This window comes from Actinocorallia populi, assembly GCF_002995495.1.
GTDB lineage: Bacteria > Actinomycetota > Actinomycetes > Streptosporangiales > Streptosporangiaceae > Actinocorallia > Actinocorallia populi.
The window spans coordinates 469069-488048 of sequence record NZ_PVZV01000003.1 but is presented as its reverse complement, the minus strand read 5'-3'; the positions used below and the strand labels follow the sequence as shown (position 1 = coordinate 488048).

Sequence of the window (18980 nt, the reverse complement as noted above, 5' to 3'; positions counted from 1 at the left end):
AACCAATGTGAGGGTCATCACGCTTTGGGGATGCGTGTGCTGGCAGTCGACGACGAGGCCCCCGCCCTGGACGACCTGGTGTACCTGCTGCGCTCCGATCCCCGGATCAGCGAGGTCAGCGGCGTCCGCGACGGCGCGGCGGCGCTGCGCGCGCTGGACCGCGCCCTGGCCGCGGACCGGCCCTTCGCCGCGGTCTTCCTCGACGTGCGGATGCCGGGCCTGGACGGCATCGTGCTCGGCCGGCTCCTGGCCCAGTTCGCCGCCCCGCCCCGCCTGGTCTACGTGACCGCGCACGAGGAGCACGCCGTCCACGCCTTCGAGGTCCAGGCCGCCGACTACCTCCTCAAACCCGTCCGCCCCGAACGCCTCGCCGAGACCGTCCGGCGCATCACCGACGACACCGCCCCGCCGCCCGACCCCGAGCCGCTGGCCGTCGAGCTGTCCGGAGTCACCCGCTTCGTCCAGCCGGGCGAGGTCCACTACATCGAGGCGCAGGGCGACTACGCCCGCCTGCACACCGCCTCCGGCAGCCACCTCGTCCGCATCCCCCTCGCCGCCCTGGAGGACCGCTGGCGCCAGGCGGGCCTGGTGCGCATCCACCGCAGCCACCTCGTCGCCGTCCGGCACATCACCGAACTCCGCCTCGACAGCGGCCGCTGCACCGTCGTCGTCGCCGGCGCCGAACTCCCCGTCAGCCGCCGCCACACCCGCGAGCTGCGTGACCTCCTCCTCCGGCGGGACCGCCCGTGACCGCCCGGCGGGAGGTTCGGGATACGGCGTGTCCCGGGGCGCGTGCCTGCATGCTGGGCGGGTGGACGCGGTGAGCGAACGGCGGGTGACGGTGACGAGCCCGCGGACGGGGGCCGCGCGGCGCAGGCCCAGCCCGGGGACGCGGGAGATCGACGAGCAGACGCGCCTGGGGGAGGTCTACATGAGCGCGCTGGTGCGGTCGCAGCTGCGGTTGTCGCTGTTCGTGTGCACGCTGCTCGCGCTGCTCGTGGGTGGGCTGCCGTTGTTGCTGCTGCTGGTCCCGCCGCTGCGGGAGGCGCGGCTGCTGGGGCTTCCGCTGCCGTGGCTGCTGCTGGCGGGGGCGGTCTACCCGGTGTTCGCCGGGCTCGGCTGGTGGTACGTGCGCCAGGCCGAGCGCAACGAGAAGGACTTCGAGGACCTGGTGGAGCGCCGGTGAACCTGGCGGCCGTGACGCTGGTCGCGGTGGCGACGCTTCTCGCGGGGTTCTACGGGCTGCGCCTGTCGCGGACGACGTCGGACTTCTACGTGGCGTCCCGGACGGTCTCGCCGCTGGCCAACGCCTCGGCGATCGGCGGCGAGTACCTGTCGGCGGCCTCGTTCCTGGGCGTCGCCGGGCTGGTGCTGGCGGGCGGGGCGGACCTGTTGTGGCTGCCGGTCGGCTGGACCGGCGGCTACCTGGTGCTGCTCGTCCTGGTCTCGGCGCCGCTGCGCAGGTCCGGCGCCTACACGCTGCCGGACTTCGCCGAGGCGCGGCTGGAGTCGATGGCCGTGCGGCGGACGGCGAGCCTGCTGGTGGTGCTCATCGGCTGGCTCTACCTGCTGCCGCAGCTCCAGACGGCCGGACGGGTGCTGGCCGGGATGACCGGCGCGCCGCCCTGGGCGGGCGGCCCGCTGGTGGCCGCGGTCGTCGTCATCGGGGTGCTCGGCGGCGGAATGCGCAGCATCACCCTCGTCCAGGCGTTCCAGTACTGGCTGAAGCTGACCGCGCTGGCCGTCCCGCTGGTGTTCCTGCTGGCGGCCTGGCGGCGCGACGGCGCCCCGGGGATCGACGACCAGGCGTGGCTGCTGCCGGTGACCGGCGACCAGCAGCTCTACTCGACGTACTCGCTGATCCTCGCCACGTTCCTGGGAACCATGGGGCTGCCGCACGTCCTGGTGCGCTTCTACACCAACCCCGACGGGCGGGCCGCCCGCCGCACCACCGCCTTCGTGCTCGTACTGCTCGGCATGTTCTACCTGCTCCCGGCCGTCTACGGGGCGCTCGGCAAGCTGTACGCCGCCGACCTCGCCGACACCGACGGGGTGGTGCTGGAGCTGCCGCGGCGGCTGCTCGGCGGCCTCCTCGGGGAGGCGCTGACGGCACTGCTGACGGCCGGGGCGTTCGCGGCGTTCCTGTCGACCTCCTCGGGCCTGACCGTTTCGGTGGCCGGGGTGATCGGCCAGGACCTGCTGCGCGGCGGGGTGCGCTCGTTCCGCGCGGCGACCGTCCCGGCACTGGGCGTGCCGCTGGTGCTGGCGCTGCTGCTGCCCGCGTCGCTGCCGGTGGCGACCATGGTCGGGATGGCGTTCGCGTTGTCGGCCTCCACCTTCTGCCCGCTGCTGGTGCTGGGCATCTGGTGGCGGGGGCTGACCGCGGCCGGGGCGCTGGCGGGCCTGCTCACCGGCGGGGCGCTGACCGGCGCGGCGGTGGTGTGGACGGTCGCCGCCGGGCAGGGGGAGGGCTGGGCGGCGGCGCTGCTGGCCCAGCCGGGCGCCTGGACGGTGCCGCTGACCTTCCTCGTCATGGTCGGTGTCTCCCGGCGCACCGCCCGTCCGGCCGGGGTGGCGCGCACGATGGTGCGGCTGCACACGCCCGAGGGGCTGCGGCTGGACCGGGGGGACTGGCGGCCCCGCCGGGTGTGAGGAACCACCGGGTGTTCGCAAGTACAGCGGCCGGTGCCGTTCAACGCGCCAGATCGACCGTTCGTCGCACGCGGTGGGGGATGAACGCAACTCGGCGGCACCTCGACGATACATGTCTCCTCTGGGCGTGGTCGGGGCTTTACGTTGTGGGCGCACGCCATCTGTTGTGACCCCCGTCACCGTAAGGAGGCCCTGGTGAGTACCTCTCCAGAGGAGATCACCGTCTATGAGGAGGTCAGGGCGCGGCCTGAGTTCGCCGAACTGCGGCGCCGGTTCCGCTCCTTCGTCTTCCCCGTCACCGTCGCCTTTCTCGTCTGGTACCTGCTGTACGTCGTGCTCTCGGGGTGGGCGCGCGGCTTCATGGGGCAGCAGGTGGTCGGCTCGATCAACGTCGCGCTGATCTTCGGGCTGCTGCAGTTCGTCTCGACGTTCGGCCTCGCCTACTGGTACGCCCGGTACGCCGGCTCCAAACTCGACCCGCTGGCCGAACGGCTGCGCGAGGAGGCGGGCCGATGAGCCACGAGACACTGGCGATCTCCCTGTTCCTGCTCTTCGTCGGGCTGACCCTGATCCTGACGGTCCGCGCCTCCCGGCAGACCAAGGACGCCACCGACTTCTACGCCGGAGGGCGCTCCTTCTCCGCCGCCCAGAACGGCCTGGCGATCGGCGGCGACTACATGTCGGCCGCCTCGTTCCTGGGCATCGCCGGGATCATCGCGCTCAGCGGCTACGACGGATTCCTGTACTCGATCGGCTTCCTGGTCGCCTGGCTGGTGGCGCTGCTGCTGGTCGCCGAGCTGATGCGCAACTCCGGCAAGTTCACCATGGCCGACGTGCTGGCCTTCCGGATGAGCCCGCAGCCGGTGCGCACCGCGGCCGGGATCTCCACCATCACGGTGTCGATCTTCTACCTGCTGGCCCAGATGGTCGGCGCGGGCGCGCTGGTGGCGCTGCTGTTCGGCCTGACCGGCGAGGCGGCCAAGGCGCTGACCATCGTCGGCGTCGGCATCCTCATGATCGTCTACGTGGTCGTGGGCGGCATGAAGGGCACCACCTGGGTGCAGATCGTCAAGGCCGTCCTGCTCATGGGCGGCGCCGCGCTGATCACCCTGCTGGTGCTGGGCAAGTACGGCTTCAACCTCTCCAGCCTGCTCAGCGAGGCGGCCCAGCAGAGCGGCAAGGGCGACGCCTTCCTGGAGCCCGGCCTGAAGTACGGCACCGAGGCCCAGGGCCTGGCCGGCAAGCTCGACCTGATCAGCCTCGGCCTGGCGCTGGTGCTGGGCACCGCGGGCCTGCCGCACATTCTCATCCGCTTCTACACCGTGCCGACCGCCCGCGACGCCCGCAAGTCGGTGCTGTGGGGCATCGGGATCATCGGCGTCTTCTACCTGCTCACCCTGGTGCTGGGCTTCGGCGCCGCCGCGCTGGTCGGCTCCAAGGAGATCGCCGAGTCCAACGCCGCGGGCAACACCGCGGCGCCGCTGCTGGCCGAGAAGATCGGCGAACTGATCTTCGGCGACGTCGGCGGCACGATCCTGCTGGCGTTCATCGCCGCGGTCGCCTTCGCCACGATCCTGGCGGTCGTGGCCGGGCTGACCCTGGCGTCCTCCTCGTCGGTCGCGCACGACCTGTACGCCCACGTCATCCGCAAGGGCCAGGCCACCGAGAAGGAGGAGGTGCGCGTCGCCAAGATCTCGGCGTTCGTCATCGGCGCCGTCTCGATCGTCCTCGGCATCTTCGCGCAGAAGCTCAACGTCGCCTTCCTGGTAGCGCTGGCCTTCGCCGTCGCGGCCTCGGGCAACCTCCCGGCGATCCTCTACAGCCTGTTCTGGAAGAAGTTCAACACCGCGGGCGCCGTCTCCGCGATCTACGGCGGCCTCGGCTCCGCGGTCCTGCTGGTGGTCTTCTCCCCGGTGGTCTCCGGCAAGGTCGGCCCCGACGGCAAGAGCCTGTCCCTCTTCCCCGAGGGCGTGGACTTCCACTGGTTCCCGCTGGAGAACCCCGGCCTCGTGTCGATCCCCCTCGGCTTCCTCTTCGGCTACCTGGGCACGGTCCTCAGCAAGGAGTACCGCGCCGACAAGTACACCGAGATGGAGGTCCGCTCCCTGACGGGCATCGGCGCGGAGAAGGCGACGCCCCACTGACCTCCGCCACCCGCTGACCCCTCCGGCCCCGCCGGAGAATCGGGGGAAGCGCGGCCCCGGCCTCTTCCACTCGCGCCCTGGCCGGGGCCGCGCTCTTCGCCGTCGTGCGCTCAGCCCCGGCCGCTTCGGGCCAGGTAGTCGCGGATCAGCTTCTCGGCGGCCGTCCGCGACTGCTCGGGGTCGGTCCCGCCGTTGAGGAAGACCGTGACCCGCAGGTCCTTCGCCCGGGCCGACAGGGTCGTCGCCCCCGCGCTCGGCCGGCCGGAGGGGTCCTTCGGGCCCTCGACGGACAGGAGGTAGGCCTCGTCGCCGAGCCCCGGGTAGGAGGTGCTGCGCCCCTCGTGCAGCTGGAGCATGTCCTGCTGGGCCTGCTGGACGGCGCTCCCGTCCGCCGAGGCCCGGTAGAGCTGCGCCGCGAGGTCGATCGAGCCGCCCGTCGACTCGGACAGGTACTGGCACCGGGTGTTGGACCCGTCGCCGGCGTCGGTGCCGCGCGAGACCTCGCCGAGCAGGGATCCGGCGGTCTGCTCGGTCAGCACGTCGCACGCGCGGACCAGCGACGTGTTCTCCTCGGACGGGTCGTCGCGAAGGAGGAGGAAGGCGGCGACGAGGACGGCGGCCAGTCCCACCGCCACAAAGATCAGCACTCTTCTTCTCATCCAGGTATTCAAGTCCCCTTTCGGGTCTGGGGCGAATTGCGAGGTCTCACTCCGCCGCCCGCGCGGTCGCCCGCGTGTACCGGCCGGCGAGGCGGCGCAGGTGTTCCAGGAGTTCGGGCGGCCCGGTGACGGTGAAGTCCGCGTCGAGCAGGCCCAGGTGCACGCCGAGGGCCTCGACCGTGTCCGCGCCCGTGTGCAGGACGCAGGTGCGTTCGTCGACGCGCTCGACGGTCCCGGCCGCCGGGCCGATCCGCTCGGCGACGGCGTCGGCGGGCGCGTGCACGGTGACCTGTGCCCGGTAGCGCCAGGCGGCGGCGGACACCCGGCTCGACAGGTACGCGGCGACGTCCTCGTCGGGCAGGTCGCGCGGGGTGAAGCGCGGCCCGGTCGGGGTCCGGAGCCGCATGCGGTCGACGCGGAAGGTGCGCCAGTCGGCACGGTCGACGTCCCACGCCAGCAGGTACCAGCGGCGCCCCCAGTTGACCAGCCGGTACGGCTCGACGGCGCGCAGGGCGGTCGCTCCCGCGTGGTCCCGGTAGTCGAACCGGAGCCGTTCGCGGTCGCGGCAGACCGCGGCCAGGTCGGTCAGGACCGAGGGGTCCACGCTGGGGCCGGTGCCGTCGCGGGGGACCGGCACCGTGTAGGCCTGCAGGGCGTTGACCCGGCGCCGCAGCCGGGACGGCAGCACCTGCTCCAGCTTCGCCAGCGCCCGCAGGGACGCCTCCTCGATCCCCGCGATGGCGCCGCCCGTCGCGGTCCGGAGGCCGACCGTGACGGCGACCGCCTCCTCGTCGTCGAGCAGCAGCGGCGGCAGGGCGGCGCCCGCGCCGAGGCGGTAGCCGCCGATGGCGCCGCGGGTGGCCTGCACCGGGTAGCCGAGGGCGCGCAGGCGCTCCACGTCGGCGCGCACGGTCCGCCCGCTGACCCCGAGGCGTTCGGCGAGTTCGGCACCGGTCCAGTCGCGGGGGGACTGCAGGAGGGAGAGCAGCCGCAGGAGGCGTGCAGAGGTTTCCAGCATTCCTCAAGTCTCCCGGTTAATTAGGAGGGAAACCAGCCTAATTGCCTGACAGGGTCGACGACATGAACGAGATCAGCACCTTCCGCATCGACGTCCCGCAGGCCGACCTGGACGAGTTGGCCGGTCGCCTGGCCCGCGTCCGCTGGACCGACGAGCTGCCCGGCGCCGGCGACGACTACGGCGTCTCCCTGGAGTACCTGCGCAGCCTCGTCCAGCGGTGGCGGGACGGCTACGACTGGCGTGCGTGGGAGGCGAAACTCAACGAGCACCCGCAGTTCACCACGACCATCGACGGGCAGAACGTGCACTTCCTGCACGTCCGCTCGCCCGAGCCGGACGCCACCCCTCTGCTGCTCACCCACGGCTGGCCGACCACGGTCGTGGAGTACCTGGACGTGATCGGCCCGCTGAGCGACCCGCGGTCCCACGGCGGCGACCCGGCCGACGCCTTCCACCTCGTGATCCCGTCGGTGCCGGGTTTCGGCTTCTCCGGACCCACCACGGAGCGGGGCTGGAACCGGTACCGGATCGCCAGGGCGTGGGTCGAGCTGATGCGCCGCCTCGGATACGGGCGGTACGGCGCGCACGGCAACGACGGCGGCTCGCTCATCTCGCCCGAAGTGGGCCGCTTCGACCCTGAGCACGTGCTCGGCGTGCACGTCACCCAGGTCTTCTCCTTCCCGTCCGGCGACCCGGCCGAACTGATCGGCATGTCCGAGGAGGACCGGAAGAAGGTCGAGTTCCTCCAGTGGTGGATGGAGAACGGCGGCGTGTACGACAAGCTGCAGTCCACCTCGCCGCAGACCCTGGCGCATGCGCTGGCCGATTCGCCGGTGGGGCTGCTCGGCTGGAACGCGCAGCTGCTCGGCCCGAACCTCGACCCCGACTATGTGCTGACCAACACGATGATCTACTGGCTGACCAACACCGCCGCCTCGGCCGCCCGTCTGTACTACGAGGACGCCCATGCCGCGGACAAACCGACCGGACCCACCACGGTGCCGCTCGGGCTGGCGAACTTCGCCTGGGACTTCCAGTCGATCCGCCCGTTCGCCGACCGCGACCACAAGAACATCGTGTCCTGGAACGTCTACGACCGGGGCAGCCACTTCGCCGCGCACGACGCGCCCGACCTGCTGGTCGATGACATCCGCGGCTTCTTCCGCCTGCTCGGCTGACCCTGCCCGACCGGGTGCGGGCGGCGCTCGCCGTCCGCACCCCGGCCTCCCGGAGCGCACTCATGCAGACACTGACCCGCCGCGCCCTCAACCGCGCCACCCTCGACCGGCAACTGCTCCTGCGCCGCGCCGACCTCACCCCGCTGCAGGCTCTGGAGCACCTCGTGGGCCTGCAGGCGCAGACCCCCCACACCTGGTACGTGGGACTGTGGTCCCGGCTCGCCGGGTTCCGGCCCGAGGACGTCTCGGCGCTGCTCACCGGGCGCAAGGCGGTGCGGATCGCCCTCATGCGCTCGACGATCCACCTCGTCGGGGCGGCCGACGCGCTGGCGCTGCGCCCGCTCGTGCAGCCGGTACTGGACCGCGACCTGTTCGCCAACCACACGCACGGCCGGGCGATGCGCGGGCTGGACACCGGCGAGGTGGTGGCCGAGGGACGGAGGCTGCTCGACGAGCGGCCCCGCACCCCGGCCGAGCTCGGCCGGCTGCTGGCCGAACGGTGGCCCGACCGCGCCCCGGCGAGCCTCGCCTACGCGGTGCGCAACCTGCTGCCGGTCGTCCAGACCCCGCCGCGCGGTGTCTGGGGCACCGGCGGCCGGACCGCCCACGCACCGCTCGAATCGTGGGTCGGCGCGCCGCCGTGCACCGACGGCACGCTCGACGAGATGGTCCTGCGCCATCTCGCCGCGTTCGGCCCGGCGACCGTACGCGACGTGCAGCGCTGGTGCGGCCTCACCCGCCTGGCAGAAGTCCTCGACAGGCTCCGCCCCCGCCTGGTGACGTTCCGCGACGAGAACGGAGCGGAGCTGTTCGACCTTCCCGACGCCCCCCGCCCCGACCCGGAGACCCCCGCCCCCGCCCGCTACCTGTACGACTTCGACAACCTGCTGGTGTCCCACCACGACCGCTCCCGCGTGGTCACCGACGGCCTCCGGCAGCAGAACTTCCCCCCGCACGGCCCGGTCCCCCGCCTGGTGCTCCTCGACGGTTTCACCGCCGCGACCTGGACGTTCACCGAGACCCGGGAGGCCGCCGTACTGACCGTGCGCCCCTTCGCCCCGCTCCCGCCGTCCGACCGCGAGGCCCTGACCACCGAGGGCACGGCCCTGCTGGCCTTCCTCGCCCCCGGGGCCGCCCACGAGATCCGCTTCACCACCCCGGGCGACCTTGAATGACGACGCCTGCGGCCGGGGACGTCGGCGGGTCAGTCCATTCCGCGGCGGCCCGGGGTCCAGAAGGGTTTGACCACGATGTCGCGGCGCGGCCAGCCGCGGTCGTGCAGCAGGTGGCGTTTGACGGCTTGGCAGGTCTTCGCCTCACCGGCGAGGTAGGCGACGGTTCCCGGTGCGAGCCCCTCCAGCGAGGCGACGGCCTCCACCAGCCGTTTCGAGTCGAAGGCGGAAGCCGCGCCGCGTTCGAGCCACGCCACGTCGCCCTCGATCGGGAGGCGGTCGGCGGGGTCGCCCACCTCGACGACGGCCCGTGCCCGCCCGTCGAGCGACCGCGTCATCGCGCCGAACGCCACCGACGCGGTCTCCTCGCCGACGAACAGGTGGCCTGCCGCGCCCTCCCGCACGGTGAACCCGCCTTCAGGCGCCTTGAACATCACCTCGGCGCCCTTTTCCAGCTCACCGGCCCACCGCGCCCCGGGGCCTTCGCCGTGCCCGAACACCCGCAGTTCCAGCGCGTCGCCGTCGTAGTCCCACACCGAATAGGTGCGCAGCAGATCCCGGGCACCCCGCAACGACAGCTCCCCGACCTGCACCCGTACATGACGGCCCGGCTTCCAGTCGAGCCCGCCGACCCCTTCCAGCCGAACGCGCCGCCACCGGCCGCCGACGCTCTCGACCGCGGTGGCGGTTCCCCGCTCCAGCAGCCGCTCCAGCATCCAGTCACCGCGTCTCACCATGGTCCCCTATCGATATATCGGAAGCTATGTTCAGATTATTACTCGACATATCACTCGCCAAGGTGACGTGGATCACAGGGCGAGAGATCGGTGGTCCCAGAAGACGGCGATCAGGAGACGACCGATGCGGAAGGCATTCGCCGAACCAGCCGGGAAGCCGCGCCCATCCCGACCGGAAGGGCCGCGACGGCGGCCTCGGCGGCAGTCGGCACCGCCGGATACGGGACGTACGGAGTGCTGCGCGGACCGAAGGCGAAGGGCGTGACAGTGCCACTGGGGAAGCCGCCGCGATCGGCACACGGCTTCCGCAGCGCGGTCGTCGGCGACGTCCACCTGGGCCCGACCCTGAAACGCGGGTTCGCCGAACGGGTCGCGGCGACGGTGAACACGACGCGGCCGGACCTGATCGCGGTGGTCGGAGACCTGGTCGACCGGGACCCGGCGCGGGCCTCGGTACTGCCGGCCCACCAGCCGGTGTTCATCGACGAAGCCGCGCGCCACGGGGTGGACCTCCAGCTGCCCGGCCACACCCACGGCGGTCGGCCATGGCCGGTGAACTTCGTCGCGGGCCTGGCGAACCCCACGGTCGCAGGCCTGGAACGCCACGGGCACGGCTGTACGTGTCACGCGGCGCGGACGCGGGGGATCGCAGACCCGGGAACGTGGATCACAGACCGAGAGGGATCGGCTCGGCGGGGAGGCCGTCGGTGAGCAGCGTCGTCAGCCGTGCGGCGAAGTCGCGGGGCGAGAACAGCTCGGGGCCCCGATAGGCGGCGATGTCCCGCAGCGGCCACCAGCGGAAGTCGCTGATGCCCTCGGCGGCGAGCTGGTCGGCGGACATCGTGCCGCGGGGCTGGAACGACGGGGTGGGAACGAAGAAGCAGTCGTTGATCACGCCGTCGTAGCCCGCCGTGTGCTCGGCCGAGACGATCCGCTGGTGCCACACGTGCGGCGGGTCCGTCTCGAGGGCCAGCCCGACCTCTTCCCGCAGTTCCCGCCGGAGCGCGGCGAGGGGCGTCTCGCCGGGCTCGACGCCGCCGCCGGGCGTCGTCCACACGAACGTCTCGACCGGGTCCGTGATCGCGAAGCGGCACAACAGGACGCGTTCGTCCTCGTCGAGGAGGATCGCCCGGACCGAGTGCCGCAACCGCAATGTGGACATTCGCGCATGCTAACCACCGGCGACCCGCGTTCGCGCCCCGAACGTCGGGTTTTCAACCCGCCGCATAGGTTGTGCCACTGGGCCCGATCGAGCGGAAGCTTCGGCCCCTCGGGGTCCTTGGAATCCCGGACGGCCACGGCAGGACTCCGCGGTGCCTCGGGACGCCCGCCGGGAGGGCCTCCGCGTCGAAGAGGACCGGCCTTGACGCGTTCCCCCCGGTTCGCGGTCGCTCCAGGTGCTCTTGCGCCAGAGAAGCCCTGCTTCCACGCACTCGGCGGCCCCGCTGCTCTTTCACCGGAAAGGGACGGTGAGACCTCGGGATTTCATGGTTCGGACAATGACGTCTTCGCTCAGGGAACGCGATATTTCCGATCGAACCGTCTCGCCAAGGGGTCGATGAGGACAAGGCCGAGAACACGTGGAAGCCGATTTAAAAGGGTGCAGGGCGCGCCCATGCCGGGATGGACGTCGCTGCCGGGAGGGAGTACCGACAGAACGACGCGGGGTTCACGAAGCACGGCGGGCTGCTCGTTGAGGTCGTCGATGACGGCACGGCCGGGAGGGGCCGGTGCTGCGGGAAGCGCCACGGGAAGCGACGGCAGGGGACTGCGGATCACCGGCAGGCCGACGGGGGAGCGGGGCGTCCGGCGGGAGGGCGGGTGGACGGTGATCCGGACGGGGGTTCCGGGGCCGACCGGTAACGGAGCGCGAGGTGAAAGGACGCCTCCGCGTAACGTCGGCATCAGCGGTTGTGCACCTTCCCCGGTTACTCTCGGTCCATGGGGGCGGTGCGTATTGTGGATCTTCCCGGGGAAGAGCGGCCCGTGCACACGGGATCCTGGGAGCCGTCGCTTCGCGGGCGGCATTTCCTCAGGGAACTGGAGCTGGCCGGGGCGACCGACGAGGTGCTCCGGGAAGCGGGCGGCATGTCCTGGCTCGCGGAGTTCAGGGCGTGCGGGGAGTTCACCGACGCGGGGGCGCGTGAGCTGCGCGGCCTGACGGGGCTGACCGGGCTCGCGCTCGAGTCCCCGTGGCTGGAGGGCAGGTTCGCGCTGCCGGAGGCGGACCTGCGGACGGTCTCGCTGGCCGGTGAACGGCTGGGCGACGGGTCGTTTCGGATGCTGGGTCTGCACCCGGGGATCGAGACGGTACGCCTGGCGGCGGAGGAGGCCGTCGGCACCGGGCTGTGGTGGCTCCCGCCGAAGCTGCGCACGCTCTACCTGCGGTTGCCGCACCTGGTGCCCGAGCACCTCGAAGCGCTCGTCCAGCTGCCCCACCTGAACACCCTGACGTTCTCGGGCGTCGTGCCGACGCTCCGGCTCGTCTCCCAGCTGGTTCGGTACGGCGGCCGGCTCTCCAAGGTGGGTTTCCTCGGCGTCGAGCAGCCTCCGCTGGAGGTCCTCCGCCCGCTCGCCGAAGCCGGTATCAAGGTCAACGCCGCCGCGCCCATGCGGAGGCCCCGCCCCGGTGACATCACTCCGTGAAGACGCCGGGTCCGGGCGGAGAAGGGAAAGCCCGGTCCTGCCCTTTTCAACGACTCCGGTTCCGAAAACGATCGCGCTTGTGCGGAGCCGGTCGTGGAAAGAATCTTCCCGAGCCGATGCCCGGAGATTCGGGTAATGGGGTAAAGGGGAAAAGGATGCCTTTGCGTAACGCGGGGAGCGTCCTGCGCGCGCCCTTGCTGGATACGCTGGATTCCATGGGGGAGATGCGGAGCGTGGATCTCCCGGGGGACGTGGAGCTCGCCTATACGGGGCGCTGGGTGCCGTCCCTGCGGGGTCAGCCGTTCTTCAAGGAGCTGGATCTCACCGAGGTCACCGACGAGATCCTGCACGAGGTGGGCGAGATGCCCTGGCTCACGGTGCTCAAATGCCGCGGCGAGTTCACCGACACCGGCGTGGAGGCGCTGCGCGACCTGTCCGGGCTGATCGACCTCACCCTGGAGTCCCCCCTCCTCCGAGGCGAGTTCGCCCTCCCCGAGGCCGACCTGCGGGTCGTCTCGCTGGCCGGCGACCGGCTGGGGGACAGGTCGTTCCGGATGCTGGGCCTGCACCCCGAGCTCAAGGTCGTCCGCCTGACCGCGGGCGAGGCCGTCGGCACCGGTCTGGGCTGGCTGCCGCCCGGCCTGCGCATGCTCTACCTGAGGCTGCCCCGCCTGGCCCCCGACGCCCTGGACGTCCTGTCCCGGATGCCCTACCTGAGCACCCTGACGTTCGCCGACACCGTCCCCACCCTCCGGCTCGTCTCCCACCTGGTCCGCCACGCCGGCCAGCTCACCCGGGTGGAGTTCCGCGGCGTCGAGCAACCCGCCCCCGACCTCCTGCGCGCCCTCGCCGAAGCGGGCATCCGCGTCAACGCCGACCTCCAGCCCTGACCCCTCGCCCCGGCTTCCCCTTGGTCCCCTCGCCTCGGTCTTCCGCCTCGGCCTCCCGCCTCGGTCTTCCGCATCGGTCTCCCGCTCCGGCTTCCCGCCTCGGCTTTCCACCTGGTCCCTTCGCCTCGGTCTCTCGCCCCGGCTTCCTGCCTCGGCTTCCCCCTGGTCCCCTCGCCTCGGCTTCCCGCCTCCGTCTCCCGTCCAGGGCTTACTGCGTAAAGGCCACGGGCGTTCTCGGCGGGCATCGGCCGGGGTCCGACGGGCCGGTGTCCCGCCGGTCGGTGCCGCCAGGGCATCGCCGGACGGAACCCGGCCACGGCGGACGTTCGGTCGCGCGGGCTCCCCGGCCGGCGGAAGTCCCGCCGGGGGCGCTCCTCAGGCCAGGCCGGTGACGGTGAGGGTCTGGGTGGCGATCTCGCGTTCCTCGTCGGTGGGGACGACGAGGACGGTGACGGGGGAGGCGGGGGCGGAGATCACGCGGGTGTCGCGGGCGGGGGAGGCGTTGGCCCCGGGGTCGGCGAGGATGCCGAGGGGCTCGAGGCCGGCGAGGACCATGGCGCGGGTGCGGGCGTCGTTCTCGCCCACGCCGGCGGTGAAGACGAGGGCGTCGAGGCGGCCCAGGACGGCGTGGTAGGCGCCGATGTACTTGCGGATGCGGCGGGTGTAGACCCGCATGGCCAGGGCGGCCGCCGGGTCGCCGGAGTCGACCAGGGGCCAGATCTCGCGGAGGTCGTTGTGCCCGGCCAGGGCGCGCAGGCCGCTCTCGTGGTTGAGGGCGTGGTCGATCTCGGCGACGGACAGGCCGCGGGTGCGGGCGAGGAAGGCCGCCAGCGCCGGGTCGACGTCGCCGGAGCGGGTGCCCATGACCAGGCCCTCCAGCGGGGTGAGGCCCATGGAGGTGTCGACGCAGCGGCCGCCCTCGACGGCGGAGGCGCTGGCGCCGTTGCCCAGGTGCAGGACGATGGTGTTGAGCTCGCCGTAGGGGCGGCCGAGGAACGCGGCGGCACGGCGGGAGACGTAGGCGTGCGAGGTGCCGTGGAAGCCGTAGCGCCGGACGCCGCCCTCGGTCCACGCCCGGGGGATCGCATAGGTGTAGGCCTCGGGCGGCATCGTCTGGTGGAAGGCGGTGTCGAAGACCGCGACGTGCGGCACGCCGGGGAAGACGGCGCGGGCGGCGCGGACGCCGATGAGGTTCACCGGGTTGTGCAGCGGCGCCATCGGGCTCAGCTCCTCGATGGTCCGCTCCACCGCGTCGTCGATGACCACGGGTTCGGCGTACGCGTCGCCGCCGTGCACCACCCGGTGCCCGACGGCCACGACCTGGCCCAGTTCGGGCCCGGCGGCCTCGAGTTCGGCGATGACCTGCCGCATGCCCTCGGTGTGGTCGGCGACCCGCTCGACGATGCCGCCCGCCGCGGCCTCCCCGGAGGCGGCGTCGACCAGCCGGTACTTGATGGAGGACGAACCGCAGTTGAGGACCAGGACGTAGCGCATCAAACCCCCTGGGCCTGGATCGCGGTGATGGCGACGGTGTTGACGATGTCCTGCACGGTCGCCCCGCGCGACAGGTCGTTGACCGGTTTGCGCAGGCCCTGCAGGACGGGGCCGACGGCGACCGCGCCCGCGCTGCGCTGCACCGCCTTGTAGAGGTTGTTGCCGGTGTCGAGGTTGGGCACGATGAACACGGTGGCGCGGCCCGCGACGGCGCTGTCGGGCATCTTGGCCCGCGCGACGGTCTCGTCGGCCGCCGCGTCGTACTGGATGGGGCCCTCGACGAGCAGGTCGGGCCGCAGTTCGCGGACGATCCCGGTGGCCCGCCGCACCTTGTCCACCTCGGTCCCGCTGCCCGACGTGCCGGTGGAGTAGGACAGCATCGCCACCCGCGGCTCGACGCCGAACACCGCGGCGGTCGCGGCCGACTGGACGGCGATGTCGGCGAGCTGCTCGGCGGTCGGGTCGGGGTTGATCGCGCAGTCCCCGTAGACCAGGACCCTGTCCTCCAAACACATGAAGAACACGCTGGAGACGAGCGTCGCGCCCGGCGCGGTGCGGATGATCTCGAACGCGGGCCGGATGGTGTGCGCGGTGGTGTGCGCCGCCCCGGAGACCATGCCGTCGGCCAGGCCCAGCTGCACCATCAGCGTGCCGAAGTACGACACGTCGGTCACGGTGTCCCGCGCGAGCTCCAGCGAGACGCCCCGGTGCGACCGGACGCGCGCGTACTCGGCGGCGAACCGTTCGCGCAGCTCCCGGTCGTAGGGGCTGACGACCCGGGCGGCCTCGAGGTCGAGGCCGAGTTCGGCGGCGCGCATCCGGATCTCGTCCTGCTCGCCGAGCAGGACGAGGTCGGCCACCCCGCGCCGCAGCAGGATGTCCGAGGCGCGCAGGATGCGCTCGTCCCCGCCTTCGGGCAGGACGATGGTGCGCCGGTCGCCGCGCGCCCGTTCCAGCACGTCGTACTCGAACATCAGCGGGGTCACGGCGGGGGAGCGGGTGACGTGCAGGCGCTCGAGCAGCCGCTCGCCGTCGACGTACTCGGTGAACATCCGCAGCGCCAGGTCGATCTTGTGGGTGCCGGCGGTGCCGAGCCGGCCCTCGGCCCGGCCCAGCCGGGTGGCGCACTCGAAGGTGTCCAGGTCGGTGGCGATCACCGGCAGTTTCGGCGCCATGCCGTCGACCAGTCTGAGCACCGGCTCGGGCAGGTCGAGCCCGCCGGTCATGACGATCCCCGACAGGGCGGGGAAGGTGGCGGCCGAGTGCGCGGCCAGCAGCCCCGGCAGCAGCGCCGCCGCCCGGTCGGACGGGATGATCACCGTCTGGCCCTCGGTGAGGCGCTCCAGGATGTGGGGCAGGGACATGGCGCCGACCGCCAGCCCCGACACCTCGCGCCCGAGCTGCTGGGGGTCGCCCCGGAAGAGGCGGCCGGAGCAGGCGGCCATGAGGTCCCCGACGGTCGGCGCGGACAGCCGGGGCTCCTCGGGGACGACGAAGGTCGGTTCGACGCCCACCGCGGCACGCACCGCCGCGAGGTTCCCGGGGTCGACCCGGCTGACCACCACGCCCAGCAGCGCGGCGTGCTCGGCGGCGAGCTCCTTGGCGGCCAGGGCGACCCCGGCGGCCACCTCGTCGGGCCGCAGCCCGAGCCCGGTGGCCAGCAGCAGCACCGGCGCGCCCAGGTGCGAGGCGAGCACCGCGTTGAACTCGAACTCCGTGGGCGCGCCCACGTCGGTGAAGTCGGTGCCGACGACGATGACCGCGTCGCAGGAGGCGGCCAGCGCGCGGTATCCGGCGACGATGTCGGCCGTCGCCCGCGTCGGGTCGCGGTGCACCTCGTCGTAGGTGACACCGGTGGCGCCGCGCGCGTTGAAGCGGTTCACGACGGTCTCGATGATGGAGTCGACGCGCCCGGACTCCACGACCGGCCGGTACACGCCCAGCCTGCGGACCTTCCCGGACAGGAGCTCGGCCAGCCCGAGGGTGACGGACGCCTTGCGGGTGGCGGCCCCGGTGGCGGCGAGGTAGACGGCGCGGGTCATGGGTCTCCTGTCCGGAGGGGTCATCGGAAACGATCGTAGTTCCGTCAGCCCTACCCGCCGGAACGAGGTGGGGAAAACCCCGGGAGGCGGGGATCACACGCCCTCAGGCGGAGCCCACGAGCCAGACGGGGTCGGCGCCCAGCCAGGTCCCCGGCAGGGCGCGCAGGTCCCAGCGCCGCCCGTCGTGGACGCCCAGCGCTCCCGCGCCGGCCGCGCACAGCGCGCCGGAGGCGGTGGTGGACAGCGCGTTGACGTCCAGGGGGGCGGTGTGGCGGGCCCAGCGGCGTCCCGTCCACTCCAGGAGCGTCCGGCCCGCCGCGGCCCAGGGCCGTCCGTTGCGGATCGCGAGGGCGGTGACGGGCCCCGTCCTGGTCCGGTGCTCCTTCCAGGACCGCCCGTCGAAGGAGAGCAGCAGCCCTTCACGGTCGCGTTCCCCGCCGGCCCAGACGTGCCGGCCGAGTGACGCGACGGCCAGCAGCCGCGCGGGGCGGCCGGGGGTCTGCAGGTGCGTCCAGCCGCCCAGTCCGCGGTGCAGGAGGACGGTGCCCGGGAACCCGTGCCCCGCGGCCCAGTCGCCGTGCACGCCGGTCAGCACGTAGGGGAATCCGGTTCCCGGCGCCTTCTCCTCGACCCATCCGGTGTCGTCGCGGCACAGCAGCAGCGGTGTCTCGGCGCCGGTGAGCCGGTCGAGGGCCCCGCCGACGGCGACGCGTCCCGCCACGCCGGTGAGCATCGCGCCGCTCAGGGCCGGGTCGAAGGCGGGCAGGGGCTCCTTCTCCCAGAGCGTCCCGTTCCAGTGGAGGATGAGCGGTCCTGTGCCGGTGGCTCCCACGGCGTACGGATCGCATACCGCCCGGAGCAGGAAGGCCCCTCCCGGGTCGGGCAGCGGGGTGCGCTGGAAGTCCCGGGTGTCGCGGCGTGCCGCCGCGCCCTTGACCGCCCTGGCCTCCGCCGCGCGGACCGGTCCCCCGACGTTCATGCCGCGAAACCATAGGAAGACGAAAGGGTCATGTCCCCTCACAGCCGTGAAACGATGACCTTTCTGAGCTTCTACCCCGATCATTCATGTACCACTCCGAGACGGATTGTTTCGGTCCGAGGGCGGCCCGCCGCTCCCTGGCCGGGCCCGCCAGCAGGTGTCCCAGCGCCGCCAGCGCCCCGACCGCCCCGCACAATACCCAGTGCAGGTCGCCGAGCCGCTCCAGGGACACCCCGCCCAGGGCGGGCGCCGCGAAAGAGGCGATCGGGAACACCAGGTAGAACACACCCTGATAACGTCCGCGCAGCCGTTCTGGTGCCAGCTCGGCGATGACCTCGGCGTTGGGCGGGGCGGCGAGCATCGACCCGAGCGTCCAGACCAGCGCCGCCGCCAGGTGCAGGGGCACCCGGTCGGCCAGGGCCACCAGCGCGAACCCGCCGCCCAGCAGCAGGTTGGCCAGCGCCAGCACCCGCGCCTTGGGCCGTCCCGCGATGAACCGGGGCACGAGCAGCTGCCCGGCCACGATCAGCGCTCCCGCGCACCCGGTGACCAGCCCGTAGGCCGCGGGGCCGAGGCCGTCCGCGCTCATCGCCAGCGGGAGGATCGTGGAGCTCTGCGTGCTCACGTACGCCAGCAGCAGTGTCAGCCCGACGAAGACGAGGTAGACCCGGTCCGTGAGGACCGCGCCCAGGCCGGAGCCGCGTTCGGCGGGGGAGCGGCCCCCGCGGGCGGCCGGCAGCGTTTCGGGGACCTTCACCGCCAGGAGGAGGAAGGTGGCGAAGGTGGCGGCGGCCTCGACCACGAAGAGGAGGGTGAAGCTCGCCTCGGCCAGCAGCCCGGCCAGGAGCGCGGCGGCGGCCACGCCCAGGTTGTGCGCCCAGAACTGGAGGTTGAACGCGCGCTGCCGGTCGGGGGGCGGCACGACGTCCGTGATCGCGGCGACCAGGGGCGGCCCCGCCATGCTCTGGAAGGCCCCGAGCAGGAACGTCACCGCGGCGATCACCGGAAGCCGGGTGGCGAAGGCGAGGGCGAGCATGAGCCCGGCGGCGAGCAGGTGGCAGGCCAGCAGGGTGCGGCGCCGTCCCCACCGGTCGGCGAGCACCCCGCCCGCCAGCACCCCGACGGCGCCGCCCGCTCCGCTCAGCCCGACGACCAGTCCCGCGGCGGAGGCGTCCAGGCCCCGCCGCTGCACGAGGTAGAGCGACAGGAAGAGCACCCCGAAACCGCCGACGCGGTTGATCAGCATGCCCAGCCAGAGATACCAGTACACGGCGGGCAGCCCGCTCGCGCTCGTCCGACCCTCGGCCCGCACCGGCACCCCTGCTACCTGTAAAGAAACTTTCTAGATAGTAGGGGTGCCGGGTCGGCC

The 18980-nt window shown here is 72.6% G+C and carries 18 protein-coding genes and 1 pseudogene; 10 read left to right on the top strand and 9 right to left on the bottom strand.

Annotation, left to right across the window (positions count from 1 at the left end; translation table 11 throughout):
• Window positions 1-30: 30 nt before the first annotated feature.
• The 5 genes from C2865_RS15405 (at window position 31) to C2865_RS15385 (ending at window position 4796) form a co-directional block, all read left to right on the top strand.
• Entirely contained in the window at window positions 31-750 is a 720-nt protein-coding gene (locus C2865_RS15405; RefSeq protein WP_106399136.1) for a LytR/AlgR family response regulator transcription factor, read from the top strand.
• Between the two features lie 61 nt (window positions 751-811).
• Entirely contained in the window at window positions 812-1186 is a 375-nt protein-coding gene (locus C2865_RS15400) for a hypothetical protein (protein WP_198653341.1), read from the top strand.
• A complete protein-coding gene (locus tag C2865_RS15395; RefSeq protein WP_106399134.1) occupies window positions 1183-2652 on the top strand; it encodes a sodium/solute symporter in 1470 nt (489 codons plus the stop codon). The genes C2865_RS15400 and C2865_RS15395 overlap by 4 nt, the downstream gene beginning before the upstream one ends.
• 195 nt (window positions 2653-2847) lie before the next feature.
• On the top strand, window positions 2848-3168 hold the full coding sequence (locus C2865_RS15390) for a DUF485 domain-containing protein (RefSeq protein ID WP_232835609.1): 321 nt from the start codon (window positions 2848-2850) through the stop codon (window positions 3166-3168).
• Window positions 3165-4796, top strand: coding sequence for a solute symporter family protein (locus C2865_RS15385; RefSeq protein ID WP_106399133.1), 1632 nt, complete (start codon window positions 3165-3167; stop codon window positions 4794-4796). The genes C2865_RS15390 and C2865_RS15385 overlap by 4 nt, the downstream gene beginning before the upstream one ends.
• A 110-nt stretch (window positions 4797-4906) precedes the next feature.
• Here C2865_RS15385 and C2865_RS15380 read toward each other — a convergent pair whose 3' ends face one another.
• Window positions 4907-5443 carry a hypothetical protein gene (locus C2865_RS15380; protein ID WP_106399132.1) on the bottom strand — a complete coding sequence of 179 codons (537 nt, stop codon included), beginning with the start codon at window positions 5441-5443 and terminating at the stop codon, window positions 4907-4909.
• A gap of 58 nt (window positions 5444-5501) precedes the next feature.
• Window positions 5502-6473 carry a helix-turn-helix transcriptional regulator gene (locus C2865_RS15375; protein ID WP_198653340.1) on the bottom strand — a complete coding sequence of 324 codons (972 nt, stop codon included), beginning with the start codon at window positions 6471-6473 and terminating at the stop codon, window positions 5502-5504.
• A gap of 62 nt (window positions 6474-6535) precedes the next feature.
• Between C2865_RS15375 and C2865_RS15365 the strand changes: the two genes are divergently transcribed.
• The gene (locus tag C2865_RS15365) at window positions 6536-7651 is read left to right on the top strand and encodes an epoxide hydrolase family protein (RefSeq protein ID WP_106399131.1); all 1116 of its coding nucleotides are present in this window, start codon (window positions 6536-6538) and stop codon (window positions 7649-7651) included.
• Between the two features lie 62 nt (window positions 7652-7713).
• Window positions 7714-8826, top strand: a complete 1113-nt coding sequence (locus C2865_RS15360; protein WP_106399130.1) for a winged helix DNA-binding domain-containing protein — start codon at window positions 7714-7716, stop codon at window positions 8824-8826.
• A gap of 29 nt (window positions 8827-8855) precedes the next feature.
• Here the strand turns inward: C2865_RS15360 and C2865_RS15355 are convergent, their stop codons facing one another.
• On the bottom strand, window positions 8856-9560 hold the full coding sequence (locus tag C2865_RS15355) for a siderophore-interacting protein (RefSeq protein ID WP_106399129.1): 705 nt from the start codon (window positions 9558-9560) through the stop codon (window positions 8856-8858).
• Between the two features lie 261 nt (window positions 9561-9821).
• Here C2865_RS15355 and C2865_RS15350 point away from each other — a divergent pair, with 261 nt between their 5' ends.
• The gene (locus tag C2865_RS15350) at window positions 9822-10271 is read left to right on the top strand and encodes a metallophosphoesterase family protein (protein WP_198653339.1); all 450 of its coding nucleotides are present in this window, start codon (window positions 9822-9824) and stop codon (window positions 10269-10271) included.
• Here C2865_RS15350 and C2865_RS15345 read toward each other — a convergent pair.
• Both C2865_RS15345 and C2865_RS41815 read right to left on the bottom strand, forming a co-directional pair.
• A complete protein-coding gene (locus C2865_RS15345) occupies window positions 10228-10722 on the bottom strand; it encodes an NUDIX domain-containing protein (RefSeq protein WP_106399128.1) in 495 nt (164 codons plus the stop codon). The genes C2865_RS15350 and C2865_RS15345 overlap by 44 nt on opposite strands.
• 62 nt (window positions 10723-10784) lie before the next feature.
• Window positions 10785-10859: pseudogene (locus C2865_RS41815) on the bottom strand (DUF397 domain-containing protein); the annotation flags it as partial.
• Window positions 10860-11546: 687 nt separating this feature from the next.
• On the opposite strand from C2865_RS41815, the gene C2865_RS15330 reads away from it, so the two are divergent.
• Window positions 11547-12206: a hypothetical protein gene (locus C2865_RS15330; protein WP_106399126.1), complete on the top strand. Its 660-nt coding sequence runs from the start codon at window positions 11547-11549 to the stop codon at window positions 12204-12206.
• 215 nt (window positions 12207-12421) lie between these two features.
• The gene (locus C2865_RS15325; RefSeq protein WP_106399125.1) at window positions 12422-13096 is read left to right on the top strand and encodes a hypothetical protein; all 675 of its coding nucleotides are present in this window, start codon (window positions 12422-12424) and stop codon (window positions 13094-13096) included.
• Between the two features lie 375 nt (window positions 13097-13471).
• Here the strand turns inward: C2865_RS15325 and C2865_RS15320 are convergent, their stop codons facing one another.
• The 4 genes from C2865_RS15320 to C2865_RS15305 form a co-directional block, all read right to left on the bottom strand.
• Window positions 13472-14590, bottom strand: a complete 1119-nt coding sequence (locus C2865_RS15320) for an acetate/propionate family kinase (RefSeq protein ID WP_106399124.1) — start codon at window positions 14588-14590, stop codon at window positions 13472-13474.
• Window positions 14590-16632 (bottom strand): phosphate acetyltransferase, encoded by a 2043-nt coding sequence (gene pta / locus C2865_RS15315; RefSeq protein WP_106399123.1) that lies wholly within the window; start codon window positions 16630-16632, stop codon window positions 14590-14592. Before pta ends, C2865_RS15320 begins: the two co-directional genes overlap by 1 nt.
• A 103-nt stretch (window positions 16633-16735) precedes the next feature.
• Window positions 16736-17611, bottom strand: coding sequence for a hypothetical protein (locus tag C2865_RS15310; protein WP_106399122.1), 876 nt, complete (start codon window positions 17609-17611; stop codon window positions 16736-16738).
• A gap of 28 nt (window positions 17612-17639) precedes the next feature.
• Window positions 17640-18923 (bottom strand): MFS transporter, encoded by a 1284-nt coding sequence (locus C2865_RS15305; RefSeq protein ID WP_198653338.1) that lies wholly within the window; start codon window positions 18921-18923, stop codon window positions 17640-17642.
• Window positions 18924-18980 lie beyond the last annotated feature (57 nt).